Origin of the sequence: Paenibacillus sp. B1-35 (assembly GCF_050474385.1) — a bacterium.
GTDB lineage: Bacteria > Bacillota > Bacilli > Paenibacillales > Paenibacillaceae > Paenibacillus_B > Paenibacillus_B alvei.
The window spans coordinates 819,091-840,177 of record NZ_JBCHVJ010000002.1 but is presented as its reverse complement, the minus strand read 5'-3'; the positions used below and the strand labels follow the sequence as shown (position 1 = coordinate 840,177).

21 protein-coding genes, 1 pseudogene and 1 other annotated feature are annotated in these 21,087 nt (G+C 43.6%); of the genes and pseudogenes, 13 read left to right on the top strand and 9 right to left on the bottom strand.

What is annotated here, in order from left to right; all coding sequences use genetic code 11:
- Positions 1-90: 90 nt before the first annotated feature.
- From ACQ5BJ_RS11505 to ACQ5BJ_RS11495, 3 genes are all read right to left on the bottom strand, one after another.
- Entirely contained in the window at positions 91-1,266 is a 1,176-nt protein-coding gene (locus ACQ5BJ_RS11505; RefSeq protein WP_430109583.1) for an alanyl-tRNA editing protein, read from the bottom strand.
- A 137-nt stretch (positions 1,267-1,403) separates the two neighbouring features.
- Positions 1,404-1,754 (bottom strand): hypothetical protein, encoded by a 351-nt coding sequence (locus ACQ5BJ_RS11500; RefSeq protein WP_241752071.1) that lies wholly within the window; start codon positions 1,752-1,754, stop codon positions 1,404-1,406.
- A 38-nt stretch (positions 1,755-1,792) separates the two neighbouring features.
- Positions 1,793-2,293, bottom strand: coding sequence for a hypothetical protein (locus tag ACQ5BJ_RS11495; protein ID WP_171418979.1), 501 nt, complete (start codon positions 2,291-2,293; stop codon positions 1,793-1,795).
- A gap of 323 nt (positions 2,294-2,616) precedes the next feature.
- Positions 2,617-2,840: a binding site (T-box leader), on the top strand.
- Between the two features lie 306 nt (positions 2,841-3,146).
- Here ACQ5BJ_RS11495 and ACQ5BJ_RS11490 point away from each other — a divergent pair.
- The 4 genes from ACQ5BJ_RS11490 (at position 3,147) to ACQ5BJ_RS11475 (ending at position 6,078) form a co-directional block, all read left to right on the top strand.
- The gene (locus tag ACQ5BJ_RS11490) at positions 3,147-4,487 is read left to right on the top strand and encodes a sodium-dependent transporter (RefSeq protein ID WP_430109585.1); all 1,341 of its coding nucleotides are present in this window, start codon (positions 3,147-3,149) and stop codon (positions 4,485-4,487) included.
- 149 nt (positions 4,488-4,636) lie between these two features.
- Positions 4,637-5,134 (top strand): MerR family transcriptional regulator, encoded by a 498-nt coding sequence (locus ACQ5BJ_RS11485; protein ID WP_262866834.1) that lies wholly within the window; start codon positions 4,637-4,639, stop codon positions 5,132-5,134.
- Between the two features lie 5 nt (positions 5,135-5,139).
- Positions 5,140-5,580 (top strand): SRPBCC family protein, encoded by a 441-nt coding sequence (locus ACQ5BJ_RS11480; RefSeq protein WP_430109587.1) that lies wholly within the window; start codon positions 5,140-5,142, stop codon positions 5,578-5,580.
- A gap of 30 nt (positions 5,581-5,610) precedes the next feature.
- Entirely contained in the window at positions 5,611-6,078 is a 468-nt protein-coding gene (locus tag ACQ5BJ_RS11475) for an SRPBCC family protein (protein WP_430109589.1), read from the top strand.
- A gap of 301 nt (positions 6,079-6,379) precedes the next feature.
- On the opposite strand, the gene ACQ5BJ_RS11470 is transcribed toward ACQ5BJ_RS11475, so the two are convergent.
- The 5 genes from ACQ5BJ_RS11470 to ACQ5BJ_RS11450 form a co-directional block, all read right to left on the bottom strand.
- Entirely contained in the window at positions 6,380-8,788 is a 2,409-nt protein-coding gene (locus tag ACQ5BJ_RS11470; RefSeq protein WP_430109591.1) for a penicillin acylase family protein, read from the bottom strand.
- A 330-nt stretch (positions 8,789-9,118) separates the two neighbouring features.
- Positions 9,119-10,987: a bifunctional metallophosphatase/5'-nucleotidase gene (locus tag ACQ5BJ_RS11465; protein WP_171418985.1), complete on the bottom strand. Its 1,869-nt coding sequence runs from the start codon at positions 10,985-10,987 to the stop codon at positions 9,119-9,121.
- Between the two features lie 427 nt (positions 10,988-11,414).
- Positions 11,415-11,543 carry a DUF2691 family protein gene (locus tag ACQ5BJ_RS11460; RefSeq protein WP_244965871.1) on the bottom strand — a complete coding sequence of 43 codons (129 nt, stop codon included), beginning with the start codon at positions 11,541-11,543 and terminating at the stop codon, positions 11,415-11,417.
- A gap of 79 nt (positions 11,544-11,622) precedes the next feature.
- Positions 11,623-12,141: an N-acetyltransferase family protein gene (locus tag ACQ5BJ_RS11455; RefSeq protein ID WP_430109594.1), complete on the bottom strand. Its 519-nt coding sequence runs from the start codon at positions 12,139-12,141 to the stop codon at positions 11,623-11,625.
- A 69-nt stretch (positions 12,142-12,210) separates the two neighbouring features.
- Positions 12,211-13,182, bottom strand: coding sequence for a phosphotransferase family protein (locus ACQ5BJ_RS11450; protein WP_430109596.1), 972 nt, complete (start codon positions 13,180-13,182; stop codon positions 12,211-12,213).
- Positions 13,183-13,358: 176 nt separating this feature from the next.
- On the opposite strand from ACQ5BJ_RS11450, the gene ACQ5BJ_RS11445 reads away from it, so the two are divergent.
- Positions 13,359-13,733: a hypothetical protein gene (locus ACQ5BJ_RS11445; RefSeq protein WP_005550354.1), complete on the top strand. Its 375-nt coding sequence runs from the start codon at positions 13,359-13,361 to the stop codon at positions 13,731-13,733.
- 189 nt (positions 13,734-13,922) lie between these two features.
- On the opposite strand, the gene ACQ5BJ_RS11440 is transcribed toward ACQ5BJ_RS11445, so the two are convergent.
- The gene (locus tag ACQ5BJ_RS11440; RefSeq protein ID WP_268622506.1) at positions 13,923-14,819 is read right to left on the bottom strand and encodes a LysR family transcriptional regulator; all 897 of its coding nucleotides are present in this window, start codon (positions 14,817-14,819) and stop codon (positions 13,923-13,925) included.
- A gap of 110 nt (positions 14,820-14,929) precedes the next feature.
- Between ACQ5BJ_RS11440 and hutG the strand changes: the two genes are divergently transcribed.
- The 8 genes and pseudogenes from hutG to ACQ5BJ_RS11400 all read left to right on the top strand — a co-directional run bounded on the left by hutG (position 14,930) and on the right by ACQ5BJ_RS11400 (position 20,920).
- Positions 14,930-15,919 (top strand): formimidoylglutamase, encoded by a 990-nt coding sequence (gene hutG / locus ACQ5BJ_RS11435; protein WP_040736645.1) that lies wholly within the window; start codon positions 14,930-14,932, stop codon positions 15,917-15,919.
- Positions 15,903-17,090 (top strand): sodium/glutamate symporter, encoded by a 1,188-nt coding sequence (gene gltS / locus ACQ5BJ_RS11430; RefSeq protein WP_005550359.1) that lies wholly within the window; start codon positions 15,903-15,905, stop codon positions 17,088-17,090. The genes hutG and gltS overlap by 17 nt, the downstream gene beginning before the upstream one ends.
- A gap of 110 nt (positions 17,091-17,200) precedes the next feature.
- Positions 17,201-17,455: pseudogene (locus ACQ5BJ_RS11425) on the top strand (sigma factor-like helix-turn-helix DNA-binding protein); the annotation flags it as partial.
- Positions 17,456-17,647: 192 nt separating this feature from the next.
- Complete coding sequence (locus ACQ5BJ_RS11420; protein WP_005550360.1) at positions 17,648-18,019, top strand: MerR family transcriptional regulator; 372 nt, start codon at positions 17,648-17,650, stop codon at positions 18,017-18,019.
- Positions 18,020-18,021: 2 nt separating this feature from the next.
- Positions 18,022-18,339 carry a thioredoxin gene (gene trxA / locus ACQ5BJ_RS11415; RefSeq protein ID WP_005550361.1) on the top strand — a complete coding sequence of 106 codons (318 nt, stop codon included), beginning with the start codon at positions 18,022-18,024 and terminating at the stop codon, positions 18,337-18,339.
- Positions 18,340-18,596: 257 nt separating this feature from the next.
- Positions 18,597-19,352, top strand: a complete 756-nt coding sequence (locus ACQ5BJ_RS11410) for a hypothetical protein (RefSeq protein ID WP_171418990.1) — start codon at positions 18,597-18,599, stop codon at positions 19,350-19,352.
- Between the two features lie 93 nt (positions 19,353-19,445).
- Positions 19,446-19,958 carry a hypothetical protein gene (locus ACQ5BJ_RS11405; RefSeq protein WP_430055479.1) on the top strand — a complete coding sequence of 171 codons (513 nt, stop codon included), beginning with the start codon at positions 19,446-19,448 and terminating at the stop codon, positions 19,956-19,958.
- A 200-nt stretch (positions 19,959-20,158) separates the two neighbouring features.
- Entirely contained in the window at positions 20,159-20,920 is a 762-nt protein-coding gene (locus ACQ5BJ_RS11400) for a MerR family transcriptional regulator (RefSeq protein WP_430109602.1), read from the top strand.
- Positions 20,921-21,087 lie beyond the last annotated feature (167 nt).

The window sequence follows — 21,087 nt, the reverse complement described above, 5'->3', positions numbered from 1 at the left end:
GAGATGACAGTCCACCTGCAGTTTGTTCCATGAATTACATCACGAATTTACCAATCATTCAATCCTACTCTTATGAAGAGATCAAAAAAGCTATTTTCCTTGTAAGGACTGTGCTGCAAATTGATAAAATGCCTCGGCATCCTCTCGAGTGGCAAATCCGGCCTGTGCCATCTTATCGCTGCCTCCACCCTTGCCCCGATAATCGGCCAAATGCTGTTTGAAGAAGGAACCGCAGGCGAGACCATCCTCTCCTCCTCGGGCGAGGAGTACCTTATGATCTGAATTGGACACGAAGAGTACGATGACGTCAGCTTGCTCGGTAAGCTTTGCAGCCAAGTTCTGCATGTCCTTCAGCGATTTATCCGTGAATACATGCTTAACTAAGCTTCCCTGACGGTCTGCCAACAGCTTTCCAGCCAGATAAGCGTCATTCTCGGCCTTTACTGCATTCAATTCAGCTTGCAGTTGCTTCTGCTCTTGATCCCATTTCTCAATCCGAACCAGAATCTCTTCCTTTCCAGTATTGAACCGAGCCGCTAAACTGCTGAGAATCTCCACACTGGCATTAAATTCGTTCAACGCACGGTATCCGCACTTAAAATAGATACGCATATGCCCCTTCTGCTTCTCAGCTCTCAGCAGCTTGATCATTCCAATCTCACCTGTTGCTGAGACGTGTGTGCCACCACAAGCGTTATACTCGATACCTTCGATCTCAACGATTCGAATATCGTCGGTTACCTTCGGCTGCTTCACGAGTGGCAGCTCGGCAGCTTGCTCCTGAGTCACAAAATAATTAGTAACCTTGCGATTCAGGTAAATCTGATCATTTACCTCCAACTCCAGCATCATAAGCTGATCCTTCGGCAAGTCAGTTCGAGCAACATCAATCGTCGCATAATCCTCACCTAGGTGGAAGCTGAGCGTCTCTGCCTGGCATGCCTCCAGACACATCGCTGACAGCAGATGCTGGCCGCTATGTTGCTGCATATGGTCGAACCTTCTATCCCAATGCAAGCGGCAGTCAACCTCTTCCTGCTCTGGAGAACTCTCGACTTTGTGAAGAATTTCCCCTTCTTCGAGAACGACATCAAGAACCGGAATTTTATTGATCCACCCTAGATCACAGGGCTGTCCCCCGCCGTGTGGATAAAAGGCTGTTTCATTCAATACTAGATAGGTTCCATCCTCCCGCTCCACTCTGCGAGTGATTTGTGTCTTCCACTCCCGGATATAGGCGGATTCATAATATAGCTTCTTCGTCATCTTCATGCCCTCACTATTCCTAGATTATATTTACTATTAAAAAGTTCTGTATTCCTTCAAAAGGATACTCCGTGTTTTTTATGTTCAAGTTGGCTTCATGATCAGTTTTTTCTTCGAGTTGCGCAAAAATGATCTGATTACACTTTTTGTAGTTCTTCCATCCATTCTTCAAGCGCCACTTTTATTAAAAAACGATCTTTTGAAGAGATGCTTTTCATTTCATTCCATTTACCATCCACAAGTTGCAAATGGTAATGACCATTTATATCTGAATCTGGGTACCAGCCTAGATCAAAGAGTAATGTGTCTTCACTTTCAGGAATGTACCATTTTCCATTATGAATTTTTAGTTTAACTATTTGTAATAAATCTTCTGTGAAGAACCCCCAGTTTTCAATAAGGTAATCATTACCCTCACTCAGGACAGGATCTATATCATAGAATTTGTTATAGGTTACGGCATAACCTGCTGGCACCTTAAGTTGCATTAGATTCAATCTATCTCATCCTCTCATACATCATTTGGTCATTTCATTTGTTTTGAGAAAAAATCATCTATGCGTTTCCGAGATTTTTCCGGTGGAATCAGTTGAACCACATCTCCATTTTCATCACAGGTGAAAACTCCTTTGAACGCTTCCGGCATAGCATCGTATTGTTGTTCCAATTGATCATTAAAAGCCTTGAAGCATTCATAATTGTATTGTTTTAGTAAGTACGGCATCAAAAAAGCAGAACGCAATATTTCATACTCCTGGTAATTATATGGTGTGCTTTCTGGACGCTTTTTTAGAAGCTCCAGTAATTTTTTCATTAGGACAGCAACTTCATTCTGGTCGGCAAATGCCGCATAACCTCTTACTGCCATTAGCTTCATATCAAGATAGCGTTCTTTTTTAAATGCTTTAAGGAAAAAATCCTTCCCATCGGGAGGAAGATTAAAAATGAATTGCTTTAAAATCGCATTGCGCTTGGCTATATCTTTCATGGATACGTATTGGTCCATTAGCTCATTTGCATCGTCCATAATGTAATCCCCCTAAAAAAGCAATAATGTGCGCTCGGCCTGTCGGGTTTAGTCATAAGTAATCCTACAATAAAAATCATTTATGGTGTTTGAAACCCCAAGAATGGAGAAGTCACCTTGTATATTCTACAAGAAAGTTTGTTTACCTTCGAGGGACTGCTAACTTATGACCTGAGAATTTGTAGGTTTCTATTTTTTGAAGCCAACACGGAATTATGCAAATTGCTCAATTGCTCAATAAAGTATAAACATAAAAATCAAAAAATTAGTTGACACTATTTTTAATGCATGATAAAAATGTTAATATCAATTCGGAAAATAATATTTGGGCAATGAAGGGATAAAGTAGTGAAAATCTCCCTATATCAGAGAGCTGATGGTTGGTGTGAATCAGTATATAGATTATTCATGAAGTTCGTCCTGGAGCATCTTTCATAAATCTCACGTTGTGAGGAAATGAAAGACGGTAGTGAATACCGTTATCAAATAAAGTGGTGAAGAATTTTTTCACAACCAGGGTGGTACCGCGATATATATCGTCCCTACGTATTTACGTAGGGACGTTTTTTATTTAGGTCTTACTCTTGTTGTATCTTCACAACTAGGGTGGTACCGCGATATATATCGTCCCTACGTATTTGCGTAGGGACGTTTTTATTTAGGTCTTACTCTTGTTGTATCTTCACAACTAGGGTGGTACCGCGATATTTCATCGTCCCTACGTATTTGCGTAGGGACGTTTTTGATTTGAAAGGAAGTGGTTGTATGAGAAAGTATCTACGATAGAACAATATGAATAAAGACCGAATCGTAATAGACAAAGAAATAGAAGAAGCAGAGAGGAGATAAACAGATGGATTCACAGCAATGGACATCGAAATTAGGTTTCATTTTAGCTGCAGCAGGTTCAGCAATAGGGCTTGGCGCGATTTGGAAGTTCCCGTATATGGCCGGTATTGGAGGCGGCGGTGCGTTCTTTCTTATTTTTATCGGTTTTACTTTATTAATAGGTTTACCGTTATTATTGGCGGAATTTGTAATTGGAAGAAGTGCACAAAAAGAGGCTGTCGAGGCATATAGAGATATTGCTCCTATGACGCTATGGCCGTGGGTCGGTAAATTAGGGATTGTAACATGTTTCATATTGCTTTCATTCTACAGTGTTGTAGGAGGATGGATTTTATTATATTTATGGAATGCAATTACAGGCAGACTATGGGAAGGAAATGGCGCGTACGAAGCAACTTTTGGTGAAATCATTTCCAATCCATATTTAGCAGTTGGATCACAGTTATTATTTATTCTGATTACTATTTTTATCGTAAGTAAAGGTGTACAAAACGGTGTTGAAAAAGTAAATAAATATTTTATGCCCGCACTATTTGTTTTATTCTTTGTATTAATTGTTCGAGCACTTACATTAGATGGTGCTGGAGAAGGAGTTCGTTTCTTCTTACAACCAGATTTCTCACATGTAACATCTGAAATTGTGTTATATGCGATGGGGCAATCATTCTTCTCATTATCTGTCGGTGTAGGAGTCATGGTAACGTATAGCTCATACTTACCGAAAGAAGAAAGTTTACCGCGCTCCGCATTTTCTATCGTCGGTTTAACGCTTGTGATTACATTGCTTGCTGGACTTGCTATTTTCCCAGTTGTATTCGCATTTGGAATGGAACCATCTCAAGGGCCAGGTCTATTATTTATTGTATTGCCAGCGATTTTCAGTAAAATGGCATTCGGAAAGCTATTCTTCATTATTTTCCTGTTACTATTTTTCTTTGCAACGATAACATCCGCAATTTCGATGTTGGAAATTAGCGTTGCCTCTTTAACAAAAAAAGGGAGCGGAAAACGCGAAAAAACAGCACTGATTGTTGGATTACTAATCTTTGTTGTAGGGATTCCATCGGCGCTATCATATGGCGTTTTAAGCGATGTGAAATTGTTTGGCAAAACCGTCTTTGATTTAGCAGACTTTACAGTAAGTAATGTTCTTATGCCACTCGGTGTATTATTAGTTGCGATCTTCGTACCGTTAAAAATGAAGAAAGATGTATTAATGAGAGAATTGGAAGTAAGTAAAAAAAATAAAGGATATAAATTATTTGTATTATGGTTATTCTTACTTCGCTATATAGCACCAATTGCAATTATGATCGTATTTTTAAATGTAATTGGAGTGATTTAGGAATACTAAAGGCCCTAGCATAACGTTATGTTAGGGCCTTTTTCGTTATATTTTTTCCGTTACAAGAGATAACACTTGCACCTGACGTAACGTCATGTTTTATAGTATAGGTGCCGGCAAATAGATGCGCAGCACAAAAAGAGGTGATTATGAAGCAGCTTTGGAAAGTCGGAGATCTTGCTAAGCTCACAGGACTCACATTACGAACATTGAGATTTTACGACCAGATTGGCCTGTTTTCTCCTTCGGCGCATTCCGATTCGGGGCACAGGCTGTATAACCAGGCCGACCTATCGAGACTGCAGCAAATTTTGTCCTTAAAAGAGCTAGGCTTATCGCTTGAGGAGATTAAGTCCGTAGTAACCGGCGGCCATTTTAGTCCGCTGCAAATTGTGTCGCTGCAAATCGCCCGTCTAAAAGAAACGATCCAGATGCAACAAAAGCTTTTGGCCGGATTGGAATCCGTGTCCGAACTCATGCTTTTGAAACAACCAGTGACGGTTGAAGATTTTACAAAATTATTAGAAATGATGAAAAAGAGCCAAGAAAAAGTAATCCTCGAACGTTGGATGAATTGGGAGCATCGCCTGGATCAGCTGGGCGACCTCCTCGACAAGGATGCCGACGAATCGAATCAAGGGAGCTGAAAATCATGAACGAACGATCTTCCATTCATCACACTTTCGTCGTTGAGCGAGTGTACAAAGCTTCGCCGGCAAAGGTTTTTGCCTACTGGGCGAACCCTCGCATGAAAGAGCAATGGTTTTCGAAAGCAGATGAGTTTGACTTCCGTGTCGGCGGTGGCGAACGCAGTCAAGGTGGGCCTCCCGGCGGAGCGGTATTTACCTTCGATGCCCAGTACCACGACATTGTGCCGGACGAGCGGATCGTGTATACCTATACTTTGGACATGGATGAGACGCGAATTTCCATTTCCGCAACGACCGTCGAGTTCAAGGCGGAGGGTGAAGGAACAAAGTTGATTTTCACCGAGCAAGGCGTCTTCCTGGACGGCCACGATTCGCCGGCTCAGCGCGAGCACGGCACCAAGGAGATGCTGGACAAGTTGGGTGTGCAGTTGGAGATCGACTAGCCTACTTTAACATGCGAGGGAGGAACGGGCATGACGGAAAACCGTGCAGCAAACAGCGAATTCAGCAGAGCGGAAGAAAACGAATTGGTAACAACGAGGGTGATGAATGCTTCTCCAGCTCTCGTTTACGAAGCCTGGACAAAACCCGAGCATTTGGCACAGTGGTGGGGTCCGAATGGGTTTACGAACACTTTTCATAAATTTGATTTACGGCCGGGAGGGATATGGGAGTTTGTGATGCACGGACCGAACGGAGTCGATTATCCCAATAAAAACGAATTTATCGAAATCGGGCCAGAACGGATCGTGCTGCGCACATGTAAACCCCATTTTCGACTTACGGCAACCTTCGAGGATCTTGACGGCACAACCAGATTAACTTGGCGCCAGCTTTTCAAAGACGAAGCCGAATTCAACGCCTTCAAGAAAATCGCAGCTCCAGCCAACGAGGAAAATCTTGACCGGCTCGAAGCACATTTGCAGAAGATGTCCATCTGAGAGCCTGATTACCTGTTCCGATAGACTCCTGCCGGCCGAGAGGCCGGTTTTTTCAGTACAAATAAAGACCCAGCGTCTAACAATCCTATCACTACCCTACAACAAAACCAACCCTTCCTGAAATCATACCGTATTATTTCATCTTCTCAGCTTGCAAACTTACCATCACATAACAACAGATGATCTCCATTTTCAGAAATATCTCAATTGTTGTATGCTCCACACGACCCAGCCTTAGATAGCTCTATCTTAGACTGGGTCGTGTATTGTCTGAGTTATCGCCCATTATCTACCAGTTCTTTCATTCTGGCACTAACTTCAGCTCATTTCCTGCCTTTCGATATTCATTGGGTATGGAACTCGTAATGTGGTACTGTCCAGTAATCCAATCATCTACCTGATCATGGTACCACTTGCTCAGCACATGTCCGGATTGGCCGGGTCCCACCACATTCAACGAATGGGTCGGATCGGACATATCGATGACCGTTCGCCACGGTGCTCCAAGAGTGACTTTGCCGTTCTCTGCATTCCAACCTGCAGCCCCGACGGTGACACGCCCACCGCCCATCGCGACAGTCTTGGCGTTAAAAATCAGATCCAACGGCTTCACAGCGCCAAGAGGATGGGCAAAATCAACCTGATGGAACTTGCCCCACTGCCATTTGTCCGGATGTTTGCCCTGCAGCGAAACAGCCTGATCCACAGCCAGATGAAATGCCTGCAGCGCCACCTTCTCGATTCCGCCTTTTTCGTCGATCCATGGCTCCCGCTCGCCTTGAAGCGCCCTGCGGAGCATTTCATCCTTAACGACCGCTTTATTGTTAAACAGCTCCATCAAGTCAGCATTGATTTCGGGTTTGAACAGCACATCATCAAAACTCTGCATCCATAGCTCATAGACAAGCGGAGCAGCCTGTTCTGGATCATTTACTTTATTCCAGCCTTGCAAGAGCGAAAGCGCGTCGCGGTCGATCTGCCGCAAATCCGGCAAGTCTTTAATCTTGGCAATCAGCTCATCCAAAAACTCTGCCGCCTGAAGGTTATGGCGATCAATTTGAAGGTTTTTCATATCCTCTACGGTCAGCTTCTCCTTGGCAGACAACACCTGTTGGATACGCGCTTCGCGGTATGGCTGGGACCAGACGTCCGTTAAATGATACGGGTAGCTGTCGCCGATCACTTTATTGTTCGCCGTAGCGATAAACCCGTCCTTTGGGTTCACAGTTGTGGGCAATTCATCCCATGGGATATATCCCGTCCACTCATATTCATCCGTCCAGCCCGGTACCGGAACCGAACCGTCGCCTTTTTTGCGGATCGGAATCAGGCCGTTCCCACGGTAAGCAATCGTGCCGTCCGTAGAAGCAAAAACAAAATTTTGAGCAGGTGCTTCAAAATGTTTCAACGCCTGCTTGAAATCCTCCCAGTTCCGCGCTTTCGCGAACATCTGAATCGCTTCGAGCTCTGTCGTTGCATTCAGGGCAGTCCATTTCATTGCAAGTGCCGTTTCCTGCCGCTGGTCATGCGCGAATTCAGAGATAATCGGCCCATGCCGGGTCACGACAACTTCATATGGCACCGGAGCCTCGCCTTTTACCTTAATTTCCTCTTTATAAACCTTGGCATCTTCCCATTTGCCCATATATTCAAATTGATGCGGATTATCGGGGTTTCTTTTTTCAATATAGAGATCCTGCACGTCCGGACTCAGATTCGTCACCCCCCAGGCTATTAGGTCGTTATGCCCGAGAATGATCCCCGGAACACCAGCAAAAATCACCCCGCTCACGTTCATCTCCGGCGCTGAGAGATGCGTCTCATACCAGATGGACGGCGAACTTAGACCCAGATGCGGGTCATTGGCCAGTATCGGCTTGCCGGATGCCGATTTTTCTCCCGAAACGACCCAGTTGTTGCTTCCGTTAAACGGATCCCGCGGAACCGCAGTAGTAGCCAGCACTGTCAGATCGACCGGATGTTCTGATAGCGCCTGGATGATCATTGCCCCATCCTTCGGGTAGGTTGGCATAAGCGACTGAAATTTCTCGGTAGACAGCTTCTGTGCCATGGCATATCTGAAAGCCTGCCCCTCCCAGTTGCCTGCCAGATCATAGGCCATGTATTTGCCAATCGTCAAGGAGTCCACAGGCTGCCATTCCGCGGGTTCATACCCCAGAATCGCAAATTCGACCGGTAGTGAACTGGCGGCTTTAGCATGTTTGATGTAACTGTTGACGCCATCCGCATACCATTGCAGTATCTGTCTGGACTCTTTTGAGTAAGCGTCAAGAGAAATCTCTGCCGCACGCCGCAAACTGAACGCACGGAAAAATTTGTCGCGGTCGATAGCCTTATCCCCCACCACTTCACTAAGCTGCCCGGAAGCCTGCCTGCGGCTCAAATCCATCTGGAACAGGCGATCCTGCGCCGTTACGTAACCTTGCGCCATGTAGAGATCATGTTCGTTTTGCGCCTCGATATGCGGAACGCCGGAAGCATCTCTCCATACCGTCACTTCCTTTTTCAGTCCAGAAATGTTGAGTTTTCCCTGAACGACAGGCAGACTTTTATTCACGAACCAATATGCGTATCCCCCTGCGCAGGCAATCAAAAGCACTAAAACCAAAACAATGATTCCGATAACGCGCGGCCAACGTTTCTTGCTCCGTTTAACGCTCGGAACGGTTACTGCGGCCAAAAGCTTCATGCAGAACCCCCTCCAGACTTATTTGGATATTTGTGGATTAACATCCATTATAAGTGGTTAAGCGCTTACAAACAAGGTGAATATCTATTCATTAGTATATGAACGAATACTTTATCCAATGTTCATATTTACAGATAAACTTGAAAGCCGCAAGTCATCGGATAACCGGCGAAGAATGAGGATATATTTCTGCGACGTGGAGCGGCCGTATAACAAGAAGACACGCTAGGCGTGAAGAGGAAATCGCCTAGCGTGTTTCTGTTCGGAAGGAGGGGGATATATCGAGTATGTCGGAGCGAATTATTCTTTAATGCGGTATTCTTTAATGCGTTATTGTTTAATGCGCTGTTCGATCTTCGCTGTAACTTCTTTCTTTTCCTTCATGTATTGTTCAACGACTTCGTAAAGCGTAACGCCGGTATCGAGCGATTTCTTATTCATGAACATGGAGTAACCGTCGCCTCCGGCGATTAAGAAGTCGTTTGTAGCTACACGATACGTTTTGTCGGCTTCTACCGCTTTGTCGCCAACCTTCACATCCGATACGCGGCTTCCTGTCGGCTTATTACTATCGAAAGAGAAGGACAGGCCTGCAACTTGCGGGAAGCGTCCGGAACCGGCGTCAATTTCGCTAACGCCACTTTCCAAAGCTGCTATCAAATCGCTACCCTTTACCTCAACGACAGCCAGTGAGTTCGAGAATGGAAGCACATCATACAGATTGCGTTTCGTAATATCTCCCTTCATGATGCTCGTACGGATGCCGCCTGAGTTCGTGATGGCTACATCAGCTTCGAAGCCAGGCATCGTACGCGTGCGCGCCAGCATCGCATCTGCCACTAAGTTGCCCATGATCGTCTCTTGCTTCCGCACTCTGGAGCGATCGCCGTCCAGATCCACGCTTGCGATCGCAATCTTCTCATTCAACAGAGTATCCGCTTCTTTCTTTACAGATTCTACGATTGCAGCGACTTCCGGGTCAGCCTTTGTGGATTCATCATACTTTATCAATCCGCCAGAGAAATGAACCAGATCCTTGCCATGGTAGTATAAGTCTACTCGGCCAAGCGACTTGGCGTATTCCCAGTCCTGAACAATATAAGTACCGTTGACGAGCTCAGGCGCATCAACAGGTGTATGCGAGTGTCCGCCCACAATGATATCGATGCCGGGAACCTGCTTCGCCATCTCACGGTCATAGGATATGCCCGTATGACAGAGGACGATGACATGATCAGCTTCCTTGCGCAGCTTCGGCACCCATTCCTTCGCGACTTCGATTGGATCCTTGAACGTCAAGCCCTTAACGTTGTCAGGATGAGTAACGATTGGTGTATCTGCCGTTACCAAGCCAAGAATGGCGAACTTCTGATCGCCGATCTGCTTCGTTACGTAAGGCTGCAGCAGTGGCTTGCCTTGTGTATCGAATACGTTCGCACCGAGCACAGGGAACTTGAACATCTTCGCCACCTTTGCGAACTGCTCGTGACCGAAGTCATATTCGTGGTTGCCGGACGCCATGAAATCATATCCAAGAGCGTTTGCCAATTTCGTTGCATTTTCCCCTTTTGACAAGTTCACGTAAATCGTACCTTGAATCATATCGCCTGCATCGAGTACCATGGAATTCGGATTCTCTGCACGCAGTTCCTTCATTAAGGTAGCGAGTTTGGCATAGCCCATTTCCTTAGCCTGGGCGTCTTCCAGCATATGTCCGTGCGTATCGTTTGTATGACCGATCGTAATATGTGTCGTAATTGCGTTACCAAGTGCGGTAAAGAACTGCTCGCGTGTTACCGTATCGCCTGTTGCTTCCAGGTTCAGACCTGCTTTATTGGCTACAGCTTGAAGTGTCGCTGCATTTGCCGGACGATGAAGCTCCTTCCATTGCTCTGCATTCACGATGTTTTGTTGCTTCGCCCAAGTGAGTGCTTTGGCTGCCCAGCCTTTAATAGCAGGGTCGATCTGTTGAACTTCTTTTTCCCTGTCCTGTACGCGCGCGATCATGGCTACTGCTTCAACAAGCGTGATTGGACGATCTAGCGCGAGACCGTCATTCGCCCCAGATATGTAGCTCTTGGATTGCATCCAATCGACATGGTTAATGGGCTGCAGGGGAGCTGCAAATAATGATCCGGCGAATAGCGTGCTAATCAATGTTGTCAGAACTGCTGATGTACCTAGCTTCTTCTTGTTCATAACGGACCTCCGTGCTTGTTTAATATTAAAATGTTTACGCAATAAAAATATGAAGATATATATGTATCGTAGTGCATGGGGGTTGGGGGGAGCCTGGAAAAGGCGTTGGGTTAAACGTTAAGCGAGCTGCGGTTACGTGTACAGCGTACACAACGACCCGATTCTTCCTCCACAACGATTCAATGTAACCGCATTCAATTGTATCTAAATTATGAAAAATACACAATTGAAAAAATCCCCAAAAGCACGTTATGTTGCACAAAATGAGGTTTGCTTCATCGCCCACTTGTCACGGAAACCTAATTTTATCTCCCAGCTTAAGTCAAGGCCAAGTTTGTACAACAAGGTACGCATGCCGCTAAGTGATAGGAATTGTCGACATTCGACATTTTCACGAAGATATTCCGGATAAATCTTGGCATCTTCTTTAAAGATACTCCGAGCTGACTTGAGACAGCTTAAATGATACGCTTGTGTCAAAAGGTTTCAGTATATCCCCGAGGAATCTTTCGTATTCATTAGGAATTTCAAAACTAATACCTCTTATCAGATCCATTCGCCCCTTTCCAGCTTTGATTACATCGAATGCTTAGATTTCGGATAGGATGACGCCGCTCGCTTCTTCGAATTTTCATTCAAAGACTCATAGCCCCCAGATCCTTCCATTCAAATGCCGTTTCGATTACTATTTGTTCCCCTATCTTGATCTCTTTCTTAGTTATATATTCTCCCCCCATTTTCTCGTAGAATCCAATCGATGGATTCCTTTCAAGTACCCAGACCATAAGTGAGTTATAATTGTCTGATCTTAATTTCTTTACAAGTCTATTAAAAAGTAATTTACCGTATCCTCTTCCTTGGACTTCCTTCAATAAATAAAAAGAATATATCTCCGCATCATAATCCATTCCAAGCTCTCTATTCTTTCCACCATCTATAAATCCGATGATCTTTCCTCCATCTTCGATTACATAAATCGTTTCATCCTGATTTGGGTTCTTAAATATCAGTCCCCAATTCTTCTTTCGTCCTTCAACGGATAAGTTTGATAAATATGCTTCTGGAATTATTCCTTGATATGTTGTCTTCCAGCTATTCACATGAACCATTGCTAATCTTTCAGTATCTTGGTGAGTAGCGACTCTAATGTTCATTAGATTTGTTCTCCTTCATGTTTTTTATGTTTTCGGGCGGTTTCAGCTAATGCTCCCATTGGTCGAATTTTATTGTATAGTCTGAATAATAAGCTGTCTTACATCTGCGATCCGGTTCGGCATTTCTGGAGTCGAACGATTCAGTAAATCACACAAGGCAATCAAATCTTCCAGTTTAGATAATTGAACCCAATTCCCATTCAAGAATCCACCAGAACTCTGGTATGCCTTTATAAAATGACGTTCGAACAAGGAATCTTCCTGTTCATACCGAAGTAAATTCCCAATATCCACATAGCGTCTTCCTGAAAAAGCAAATTCCCAATCCAATACCGCTGATACTTCGTAGCCACTTGGCTTTTCGATCATTAAAAGATTTAAACCATTGAAGTCCGAATGAACAAGGACTGGCGGTTCATGAATTTCAGATAATAGTGATCGGTGAGACTTACAAAATGTTCGAACCTTTTCAGTTGCTTCCGCTCCCAGCCAATGCCCGGTTGCTCCATTATCCAAGCTTTCAGAAATAAAAGAGTAATATTCGTCCTCATCCATGTTAAATGGATGGGCGACGGTAAGATCCCCTGCAAAAAAACCTGGACATTCAAAAGAATGGCTGTGAATACGAGCTAGTACACTGCCGACAGACTCCGCAACTTTTGCAATCTCGTGTTCTTCTTTTCTTTGCAGGATATCACGCAGTAACACTCCCTCTTTCCACTCTATTAAAGCCCAGTCATATTCTACTAGCTTTCGGCTTGTATCAAGATATATATAATCGGCTACAGGCACGACGCCGCGCAATCGCTTAGCGATTGCTTCTTCTATTGAAGCTACGTCTGAACCTCCAGCAAAGATCCTTAAAAGGTAGGGTGTAGCAGATCCTTCAATCTCCACTTTATAGGTTCCATTACTAAGTCCTGTTTTTGTTCTTTCCGCTTTTATAAGCCGCTTTCCTCTGAAAACTTGGCTAATCATTCGATTTAGAATCTCATATGTGAAGTGCATACTTTTACTTGATCTTTCCCATGCTTCTTTCACCTTGTATCCCTCCCGTTCACTCAGTAGATCAAGTTCTGTTCTTTATAAAACATCTTTTTAATCATTCATTATATCGTGTATTAATAAAATCAATCTATTACCTTGCTCCATTTATCTATACCATTCTTAAAGAACTGCAATATACTATACCATCCTTAGAAAAAGGAGTGATATAGTTGGCAAACAGAGATTTACGTCTTGCGCTTTGGTCAGGTACCAATTTTACTGGTCGTCGGATCCTCTTCAGACGCGGAGGGGTTGCGGTTCGTGATCTTGGGGCGTTTCGATTTGACAATGTGCTTTCAAGCTTCCGACTCAGAAATGTTGTGCAAAGAAATCAAGTAACACTTGTACTGTTTTCGAGAATTAACTTTCAGGGGTCATTCCGGGTGTTCCGTGGCAGTCAAAATGTAGCTAACTTGGGTAGATTCAATTTCGACAATGTCACATCTTCATTCATTTTGGTAGGCCGTAATCTTACTAACGCGGAAATATCTCAAATTCAAAGAACTGGAATACCTCCTAGAGATATTCTTGTTATCAGTCAATAACTCTAAATAATATAGTCTTTTGAGATAAGGAAACGATAGCCTGCAGCGGCAGTCTAGGGCTTATTTATCGTCCTAGGCTGCCGACTTTATTGAACGTTGAGTTCCATTCTGTGCCACCACTTAGAGTTGCTCCGAATGTATTATCGTTTCTATCGTAGGGAAACACCGCTTAACTTGGGAAAAGCACTTTTATGCTTTGCTACCTGGCGCAAAGTTGCATTGAATCTCTTCCAAGAAGCATTGAACCGCAGGTGCCAAATACCGATTTTTCATAATCATTAAATAAACTGTGCGTTCCAACGCAGGCGAATCTAACGTTTTGCGGACAATCGATTCATCCTTCAACTCAACTAAATAATTTTCCGGAATAATGGCAACGCCTAGATTTTCGCTTACCAATGTCAAAGCGGTCTCAAACCGCTCGATTTCAAATTTGACGTTCGGAGATGCTTGCTCGAGCGCAAAGGCTTTCAATATATCCTCCCTTGTCTGGAATCCTTCCATGCTAATAATGAAGGGTTCTCTCTCCAACTCTTTGAATGTAATGAATTCCTTCTGGGATAGCCCGTGATCCCGATGCAGCACCAGGACTAACTTTTCCTTGTACAAAGGAATCGATTCAATATCGTCTTCGTGGATGCACTGGTTGGTAATGATAAGATGGGTATGATATTTACGCAATGAATCGACCACCGCCTTTCTGCTCAGTACCTCGAACAGCTTAATATGCATCGAAGGAAAACGGCCTTGATATTCGCGAATCACTTGGGGAACCCACTGCCTCACGGACTCGATCATGCCAATCACAAGCTCCCCTCTTCCAGTCAGCTTTACTTCTTCCATCTCCTTTTTCAAAATGTTCATTTGGGAGAGCAGTCGAATCGACTTTTCATACAAAACGCTGCCCGCGTCCGTTAGTTCGATCTTTCTTGTGCTGCGTTCAAACAGCGGCGATCCGACCTCATGCTCCAAATTTTTAATGGCGTTGCTTAAAGATGGCTGTGATATATGCAGTTTTTGCGCGGCTTTGGAATAGCTCAACTGATCGGCAACCGTCACAAAATAATGTAATTGTTTAATATCCAGAACGATCTTCCTTTCTCTATTTATAGCTAAAAACTATTAATTTATTTGTATTATATATTTAAAATTATAAGAATGTCATCATATAATGAAACAACAGCATACGAGAAAGGGTGGGGACATTGCGAAAATCAATTGGAGCCGATGTATGGATCGGCCGAACCGATCATACGGAAAGAAGAAGTAGCTTCCGCTACCATCAAATTGTGGAACGGATGGAGCTGGATGGACCATGTAAAACCTTCTCTACCAACACTTGTGCCATCATCGGTTTTGAATGTGAGGAAGGCGTTCGGCGCAATCAAGGAAGATTAGGCGCGGCAAAGGCTCCGAATGCGATCAGGCAAGCGCTCGCAAGCCTCCCCTGGAGAACAGCGGAAGGCCATCGCCTTGTCGATGCGGGAAATGTGACTTGTTCCAATGACAAGCTTGAAGAAGCCCAGAGAGCATTGGGCCATGCCGTCTCTGATCTCTTTTCCAAATCCGCTACCCCTATTATTTTAGGCGGAGGACATGAGACGCTATATGGACATTATTTAGGTGTTCGGCAGCATATCGGATCAGATGCTTCGCTAGGAATTATCAACATTGACGCCCATTTCGACTTGCGCCCCTACGACAATCAGCCTTCATCAGGAACAATGTTCCGCCAAATAGTAGAGCAGGATGGCAACAGCCGCTATTTCGTGCTTGGCATCCAGCGTTTCGGCAATACACAAGAACTGTTCGACAAAGCGGACGAGCTCGGTGCCCGCTACATTCTAGAAGAAGACATGCATGAAGGACAGATTGATAACATCCTTTCATCCTTACACACATTCATGGAACAACAAGATTATGTCATGCTCACCCTTTGTACCGATGTTCTCAATGCGGCATTTGCGCCAGGAGTTAGCGCTCCCTCTCCTTTCGGATTGACACCGATGGTAGTTCGTAGCCTAATTCGCACGATCGCCGCTCATAAGAAAACGCTTTCTTTTGATATTTGCGAGGTGAATCCTGCTGTTGACGAGAACGGAAGAACCATAAAGCTGGGAGCATACTTAACGAATGAAGCGATCATGACATTTATGGGGAGGAACACTGATGACGCTGGCGCTTAATCAAGTGAATACGATATTTTTGGCCGTAGCCCTGCTTGTACTAGGAACCTTTTTTGTCAAAAAATCAGGAGTACTGCAAAAGTTTTGTATTCCAGCGCCCGTTGTCGGAGGACTGCTGTTTGCTATCCTAGCTACGATCCTCAAAACGACAGGACTTTTGGAAATCACATTGGATACTTCGCTCCAAAGCCTATTCATGCTCACGTTCTTCACCACGGTAGGATTGGGTGCAAGCTTTCAACTTATCAAATTAGGCGGCAAACTGCTCATCATTTACTGGCTTGCCTGCGGATTCCTCGCTTTGGCTCAAAACGTGATCGGGGTTTCCCTCGCCTCGTTATTCGGCTTACACCCACTGATTGGGATGATGGCGGGGGCCGTATCTATGGAAGGCGGACATGGAGCGGCAAGCGCATTTGGACAAACCATAGAAGATTTGGGAATCCACTCGGCATTGTCTATCGGGATCGCGGCAGCTACCTTTGGTCTTATCGCCGGCGGGTTGGTTGGTGGTCCGACGGTTAAATTTTTGATAGCGAAATACAATCTGAAGCCAACGGAAACAAATGAAGAAGCAGCGAGCGTAGAAGCTTACGTTCAACCGATAACGACAAATTCCTTCTTCATTCAAGTGCTGCTCATTACATTCTGTATGGCGATAGGGACGTATTTGGGAGAGCTGTTCACATCAGCAACAGGCTTTGTCCTTCCCGGATATGTCGGATCCATGTTCGTGGCCGTTATCGTCCGCAACCTCGTGGATAAACTGGGTCCGAATGCCATTGACATGAAGAGCATCAACTTGGTTAGTGACGTGACGCTTGGCATCTTTCTGTCTATGGCGCTTATGAGCATCAAGCTATGGGAAGTGGCGGATCTTGCCCTTCCGATTCTCGCCATCGTGCTTGTACAAGTCCTCTTTATCGTTCTGTTCGGGATTTTCGTTTTGTTCAAGCTGCTGGGCAAAAACTATGATGCCGCCGTGATGGTCGCCGGGTTCACCGGACATGGCCTCGGCGCCACGCCCAATGCGATGGCCAATATGGCTGCCGTAACGGAGCGCTTCGGCCCTTCCCGCAAAGCATACCTAATTGTCCCCATTGTAGGCGCCTTTCTTATCGACGTGTTTGCCGTGCCCATCATTATTACGACGCTCAATTTATTTAAATAGAATCCTCATGTAGCTCATCTACCTTAACAAAACCTCCTGTCCACGATATGTGGAATTGGAGGTTTTTCTGCTTTTACATCCGTTTGAGAAAAAAATAAAAAGAGACCCCGAACCGACCTTTCCACTTCTGGCTGCGCGGCTTGGTAATCCGACAAGTGCAGAGATTTCGGCGGAGATTCCGTATTTTTGAACGCATCCGTGCCTTCTCTCGGGAAGAGTCTCTTTGGGATCAACCTACTGTGTTGATGGATGGGACGAACCAAATGATATCGCAGGCAATCCAAAAACTGACCGACAAGCAGCGAACCGTACTTATCCTCCGTTTTTTTCACGACTATACGCTTGAGGAAATACACAGGTTGATGCACAAATCCAAGCTGAACAAAATGGAGAAACTCCTAAAACCAGCCTTTTTCGTTTAAACGGCGCTTAGCATATCCGACAGCCATTAGCTGGATGAACAACTATTTTGTTACATCACATCACGTAGTGGTTGACCTTAACACCAGTGTCAGGGTTTATAATGAGGAAGAATCATTCGAGAAGGGGATTTTGTCATGAGAATCGGTGAACTTTCCGCCCGAACTGGCGTTAGCCTTCGCTCGCTGCGATACTATGAGCAGCAGGGCTTGCTTGCTCCCGCTAGGCATGCAAATGGCTACCGCGAGTATTCACCTCTGGCGGAAGAACAAGTGCGCACTATTCAGTTTTATTTAGGACTTGGACTCTCCACGGAGCAAATCGCTGGATTTTTGCAATGCGTTCTCAAGAATAAAGAAGCCTTCTGTCAAGAAGTGCTCCCAATCTATGAACAAAAACTTGCGGAAATCGACGAGCAAATCCATCTTCTTGAATCTATAAAGTCCAATCTGCAGGAGCGCATCCGCTTTATTTTGAACGAAAGACAAACAACGAACCGGGAGGAATGACGATGAGTATGCACGAAGTTAATGAACAATCATTTCAGGGATCTATTCGTGAGCAGGGGGTGACCCTTGTTGAATTCGGAGCAACGTGGTGCCCGCCATGTAAAGCGCTTCTGCCCATTCTCGACGAGTTAGATCATCAATATGGTGAACAGGTAACCGTACTCAAGGTAGACTGTGACGACTCCCCTGCCATCGCATCCGAATACCGTGTGATGTCTATGCCAACCGTCATTATGTTTCACAACGGCGAGCCGGTCGAAAAACTTGTCGGGCTCCGTCCTAAAAGTGTGTATGAAACACTAATCAAGCGGTATGCTTGATATTAGATATCTGTCTCTGTAGAAAGGACAGCACGATATCGTGCTGTCCTTTCCTATGAAGTCAGTTCGATAATTTTTGCGAGATAGAATATGATATTTTTTGTTAATTGATACAAGATTTTAGATATTGTTTTTAAAGATGCTATTTTTATTACTATCGGTTTTTTTTGGTATAATTGTGATTTGTTTTATATATTACATTCTGGAATACTTGTTACTATTTTCACGTAGTGAAAACAATACAGGAGGTAGTAGCAATGAAATTGTTCAAAAAAGGAGCAGTCTTTGTATTCTCTATTGTGTTGTTGTTTACGTCTTTAGGTGTTGCTAGTGCTAGTGAAGTTCAGTCTACTGATGTTAATGGAGTGCAAGGTATTGACTTAAATCAATTTTTTGAAGAAAATGTTGTACCAAAAGAAAAACAGGAGCTACTTAAGGAAAAAGTCAGAAATAATGAATTATGGGACGCATATAAACCCGAATTGCAACAACAAATTCCTGCTGACTTTTTTGCATTCGAGCCTCAATTAGGTAACCAGGATAAATATTATCGTTTTCCTGATGGTTCTTTCATCTATGTCGGAACGGAGATTGGAACGACAAGTAAGGATCCTGGAATGATACAACCATTTGGAAGCTCAACAGATCAATATGGAACTACATATTGGGATTTTAAATGCCAAAAAATCGTTGGTACAGCAAGTGCCTATGTATACGCAGACTTCTTCTTGGCTTTCGAAGGGAATGGATACAAATCAAAAATCTTTAAATTATATGGTGCAAATGCTTCGGGGTTTGGAGTTACTGGTACTCCTAGCACAGAAATAATAAGACCGATTGAGGATCTTGAAAAAGAAAGATCCGCTCTGGCTCGTTCCTACTGGTTTGCAAAAACTGATCTTAATTTTTCATGGGAAGGAAATGGTATAAATACTTCTATTGGAACCACTTGTTCCCTTTGGCTCGGTGCAATAAGAGGAAAATTGTACGTAGACTCGAAACTTCCATATTGAGAAATCTTATATAATTTAGTGGGAGACATTTAAATGTCTCCCTATTACTTTCATAAGTTGCCTTAGATAAATGTGATGAAAAGGAGGGACCGTATGTTTAGAAAACACTTTGCGTTACCATCATTATGTCTTATTCTAATCGTGGCTACTATTATTCTTTCGTATCAGCAATTTCATTTCCGCCAGGACCCGAAAGTCTATAGCTTTACTATTGAAACACCTGACTTACGAATAAAAAACATCGAATTTGTAGTTTATCCAGGTTCAAACTCTGTGTATGTTTCTGATCACGATTTAGAAATCATTGGGGAAGATAAACAGTTTTCAAGTGTTGCCTACGGTATATCTATTCATGGAAAAATGATTTTGTCGTTAAGTCAAGCAAATGACCCCTTCACTTTACCGGATGCTTCTAATGGAAAGATAACCTATACCTCTAGAAATTTAATTCGAGATGTAAAGGTTCGAACTGATGATGAAATTAATATTGAAATCGTATATAAAGCAAACGGGGTTACTACTAATAAGGTGAGTACTGTTAAATTAACAAATATAATCAAACCTTTTTCCACAACAGGCGATAATAATAATATCATTCACTTATAGATCACATAAAGATAAATAAAGTTAGAACCTCCTTAGTCACACCCAATTTTTCAGCTTACTTAGATTTAGGGCATGCTAGATAATGTAAAAACTAACATGCCCGATTACATTACTTCTCCTTACTTATTCTTGTAAAACCCTCCATTATAACACCAGACCTTTACGTGATGATATCGTGCAAAGATGAGGTGATAGGATTCATGAATACGTTCAAAACAGCAGAAATAGCTCGCAGCATTGGAATCCATCCCAACACTGTGCGGCTTTATGAGGAACTTGGACTTATTCCAAAAGCGGAACGAAAAGCGAATGGTTACCGTGTTTTTACAGATTTCCATGTGGAGCAGCTTACATTTGTGAGAACAGCTCTACAAGTTGAGGTTTTGCAAAACGGTCTGCGAAAACAAGCAATTGATATTATTAAGACCTCGTCTGCCAGAAATTTTGACAAAGCTATTCATCTGACAAACCGTTATTACCAACAAATAAAAAGAGAACAACAAAACGCCGAAGAAGCTATCGCGATTACAAAGAAGCTTTTGTCAGGCAAAAACCAAGAACTAAGTAACACTAACTTAACCAGAAAAGAAACGGCTGACCTTCTGCTAATCTCAATAGACGTCTTAAGAAATTGGGAATTGAATGGTTTATTGACTGTGAAACGAAAGCAAAATGGGTATCGTGTTTATTCCGAAGAGGATCTCAGGAGGCTGAAAATTATACGTTCTTTACGCTGCGCAAATTATTCCCTTGCCGCAATTTTGCGGATGCTAAATGCTTTATCCAGTGATCCCAACGTGGACCTACGAGAGGCAATTGATACACCCGAAGAGACGGACTACATTATCTCTGTATGCGATAAACTGCTTACATCCTTACAATACGCCGAGAACAACGCTCGAATAATGCTCACTCACCTTGAGAAAATGAAAAGGCAATTTACCACAAGCCCTATCCTTTAACACCAGACTTTGCTCTGGTGTTATTTTATTTATGCAAAGAGAGCATTTAGGAAGGATTTGATACCGTGGAAACATCGATCAAGATAGAAAAGGTTATCTAAGTGGTATCGTTCACAAAAAGGCACTCTGGATAAGAAGAAAACCGTACTGAGGAATAAGTAAAGGGC

What these genes read in the sequence shown, in the direction of transcription:
- ACQ5BJ_RS11455 (WP_430109594.1), bottom strand. Translation starts at nt 12,141, where the DNA reads ATGAACATTAGAGTCGCTACTCACCAAGATACTGAAAGATTAGCAATG.
- ACQ5BJ_RS11470 (WP_430109591.1), bottom strand. Translation starts at nt 8,788, where the DNA reads ATGAAGCTTTTGGCCGCAGTAACCGTTCCGAGCGTTAAACGGAGCAAG.
- gltS (WP_005550359.1), top strand. Translation starts at nt 15,903, where the DNA reads ATGACGCTGGCGCTTAATCAAGTGAATACGATATTTTTGGCCGTAGCC.
- ACQ5BJ_RS11405 (WP_430055479.1), top strand. Translation starts at nt 19,446, where the DNA reads ATGTTTAGAAAACACTTTGCGTTACCATCATTATGTCTTATTCTAATC.
- ACQ5BJ_RS11505 (WP_430109583.1), bottom strand. Translation starts at nt 1,266, where the DNA reads ATGACGAAGAAGCTATATTATGAATCCGCCTATATCCGGGAGTGGAAG.
- ACQ5BJ_RS11460 (WP_244965871.1), bottom strand. Translation starts at nt 11,543, where the DNA reads ATGGATCTGATAAGAGGTATTAGTTTTGAAATTCCTAATGAATACGAA.
- ACQ5BJ_RS11475 (WP_430109589.1), top strand. Translation starts at nt 5,611, where the DNA reads ATGACGGAAAACCGTGCAGCAAACAGCGAATTCAGCAGAGCGGAAGAA.
- ACQ5BJ_RS11410 (WP_171418990.1), top strand. Translation starts at nt 18,597, where the DNA reads ATGAAATTGTTCAAAAAAGGAGCAGTCTTTGTATTCTCTATTGTGTTG.
- ACQ5BJ_RS11400 (WP_430109602.1), top strand. Translation starts at nt 20,159, where the DNA reads ATGAATACGTTCAAAACAGCAGAAATAGCTCGCAGCATTGGAATCCAT.
- ACQ5BJ_RS11480 (WP_430109587.1), top strand. Translation starts at nt 5,140, where the DNA reads ATGAACGAACGATCTTCCATTCATCACACTTTCGTCGTTGAGCGAGTG.
- ACQ5BJ_RS11420 (WP_005550360.1), top strand. Translation starts at nt 17,648, where the DNA reads ATGAGAATCGGTGAACTTTCCGCCCGAACTGGCGTTAGCCTTCGCTCG.
- trxA (WP_005550361.1), top strand. Translation starts at nt 18,022, where the DNA reads ATGAGTATGCACGAAGTTAATGAACAATCATTTCAGGGATCTATTCGT.
- ACQ5BJ_RS11500 (WP_241752071.1), bottom strand. Translation starts at nt 1,754, where the DNA reads ATGCAACTTAAGGTGCCAGCAGGTTATGCCGTAACCTATAACAAATTC.
- ACQ5BJ_RS11465 (WP_171418985.1), bottom strand. Translation starts at nt 10,987, where the DNA reads ATGAACAAGAAGAAGCTAGGTACATCAGCAGTTCTGACAACATTGATT.
- ACQ5BJ_RS11485 (WP_262866834.1), top strand. Translation starts at nt 4,637, where the DNA reads ATGAAGCAGCTTTGGAAAGTCGGAGATCTTGCTAAGCTCACAGGACTC.
- ACQ5BJ_RS11490 (WP_430109585.1), top strand. Translation starts at nt 3,147, where the DNA reads ATGGATTCACAGCAATGGACATCGAAATTAGGTTTCATTTTAGCTGCA.
- ACQ5BJ_RS11495 (WP_171418979.1), bottom strand. Translation starts at nt 2,293, where the DNA reads ATGGACGATGCAAATGAGCTAATGGACCAATACGTATCCATGAAAGAT.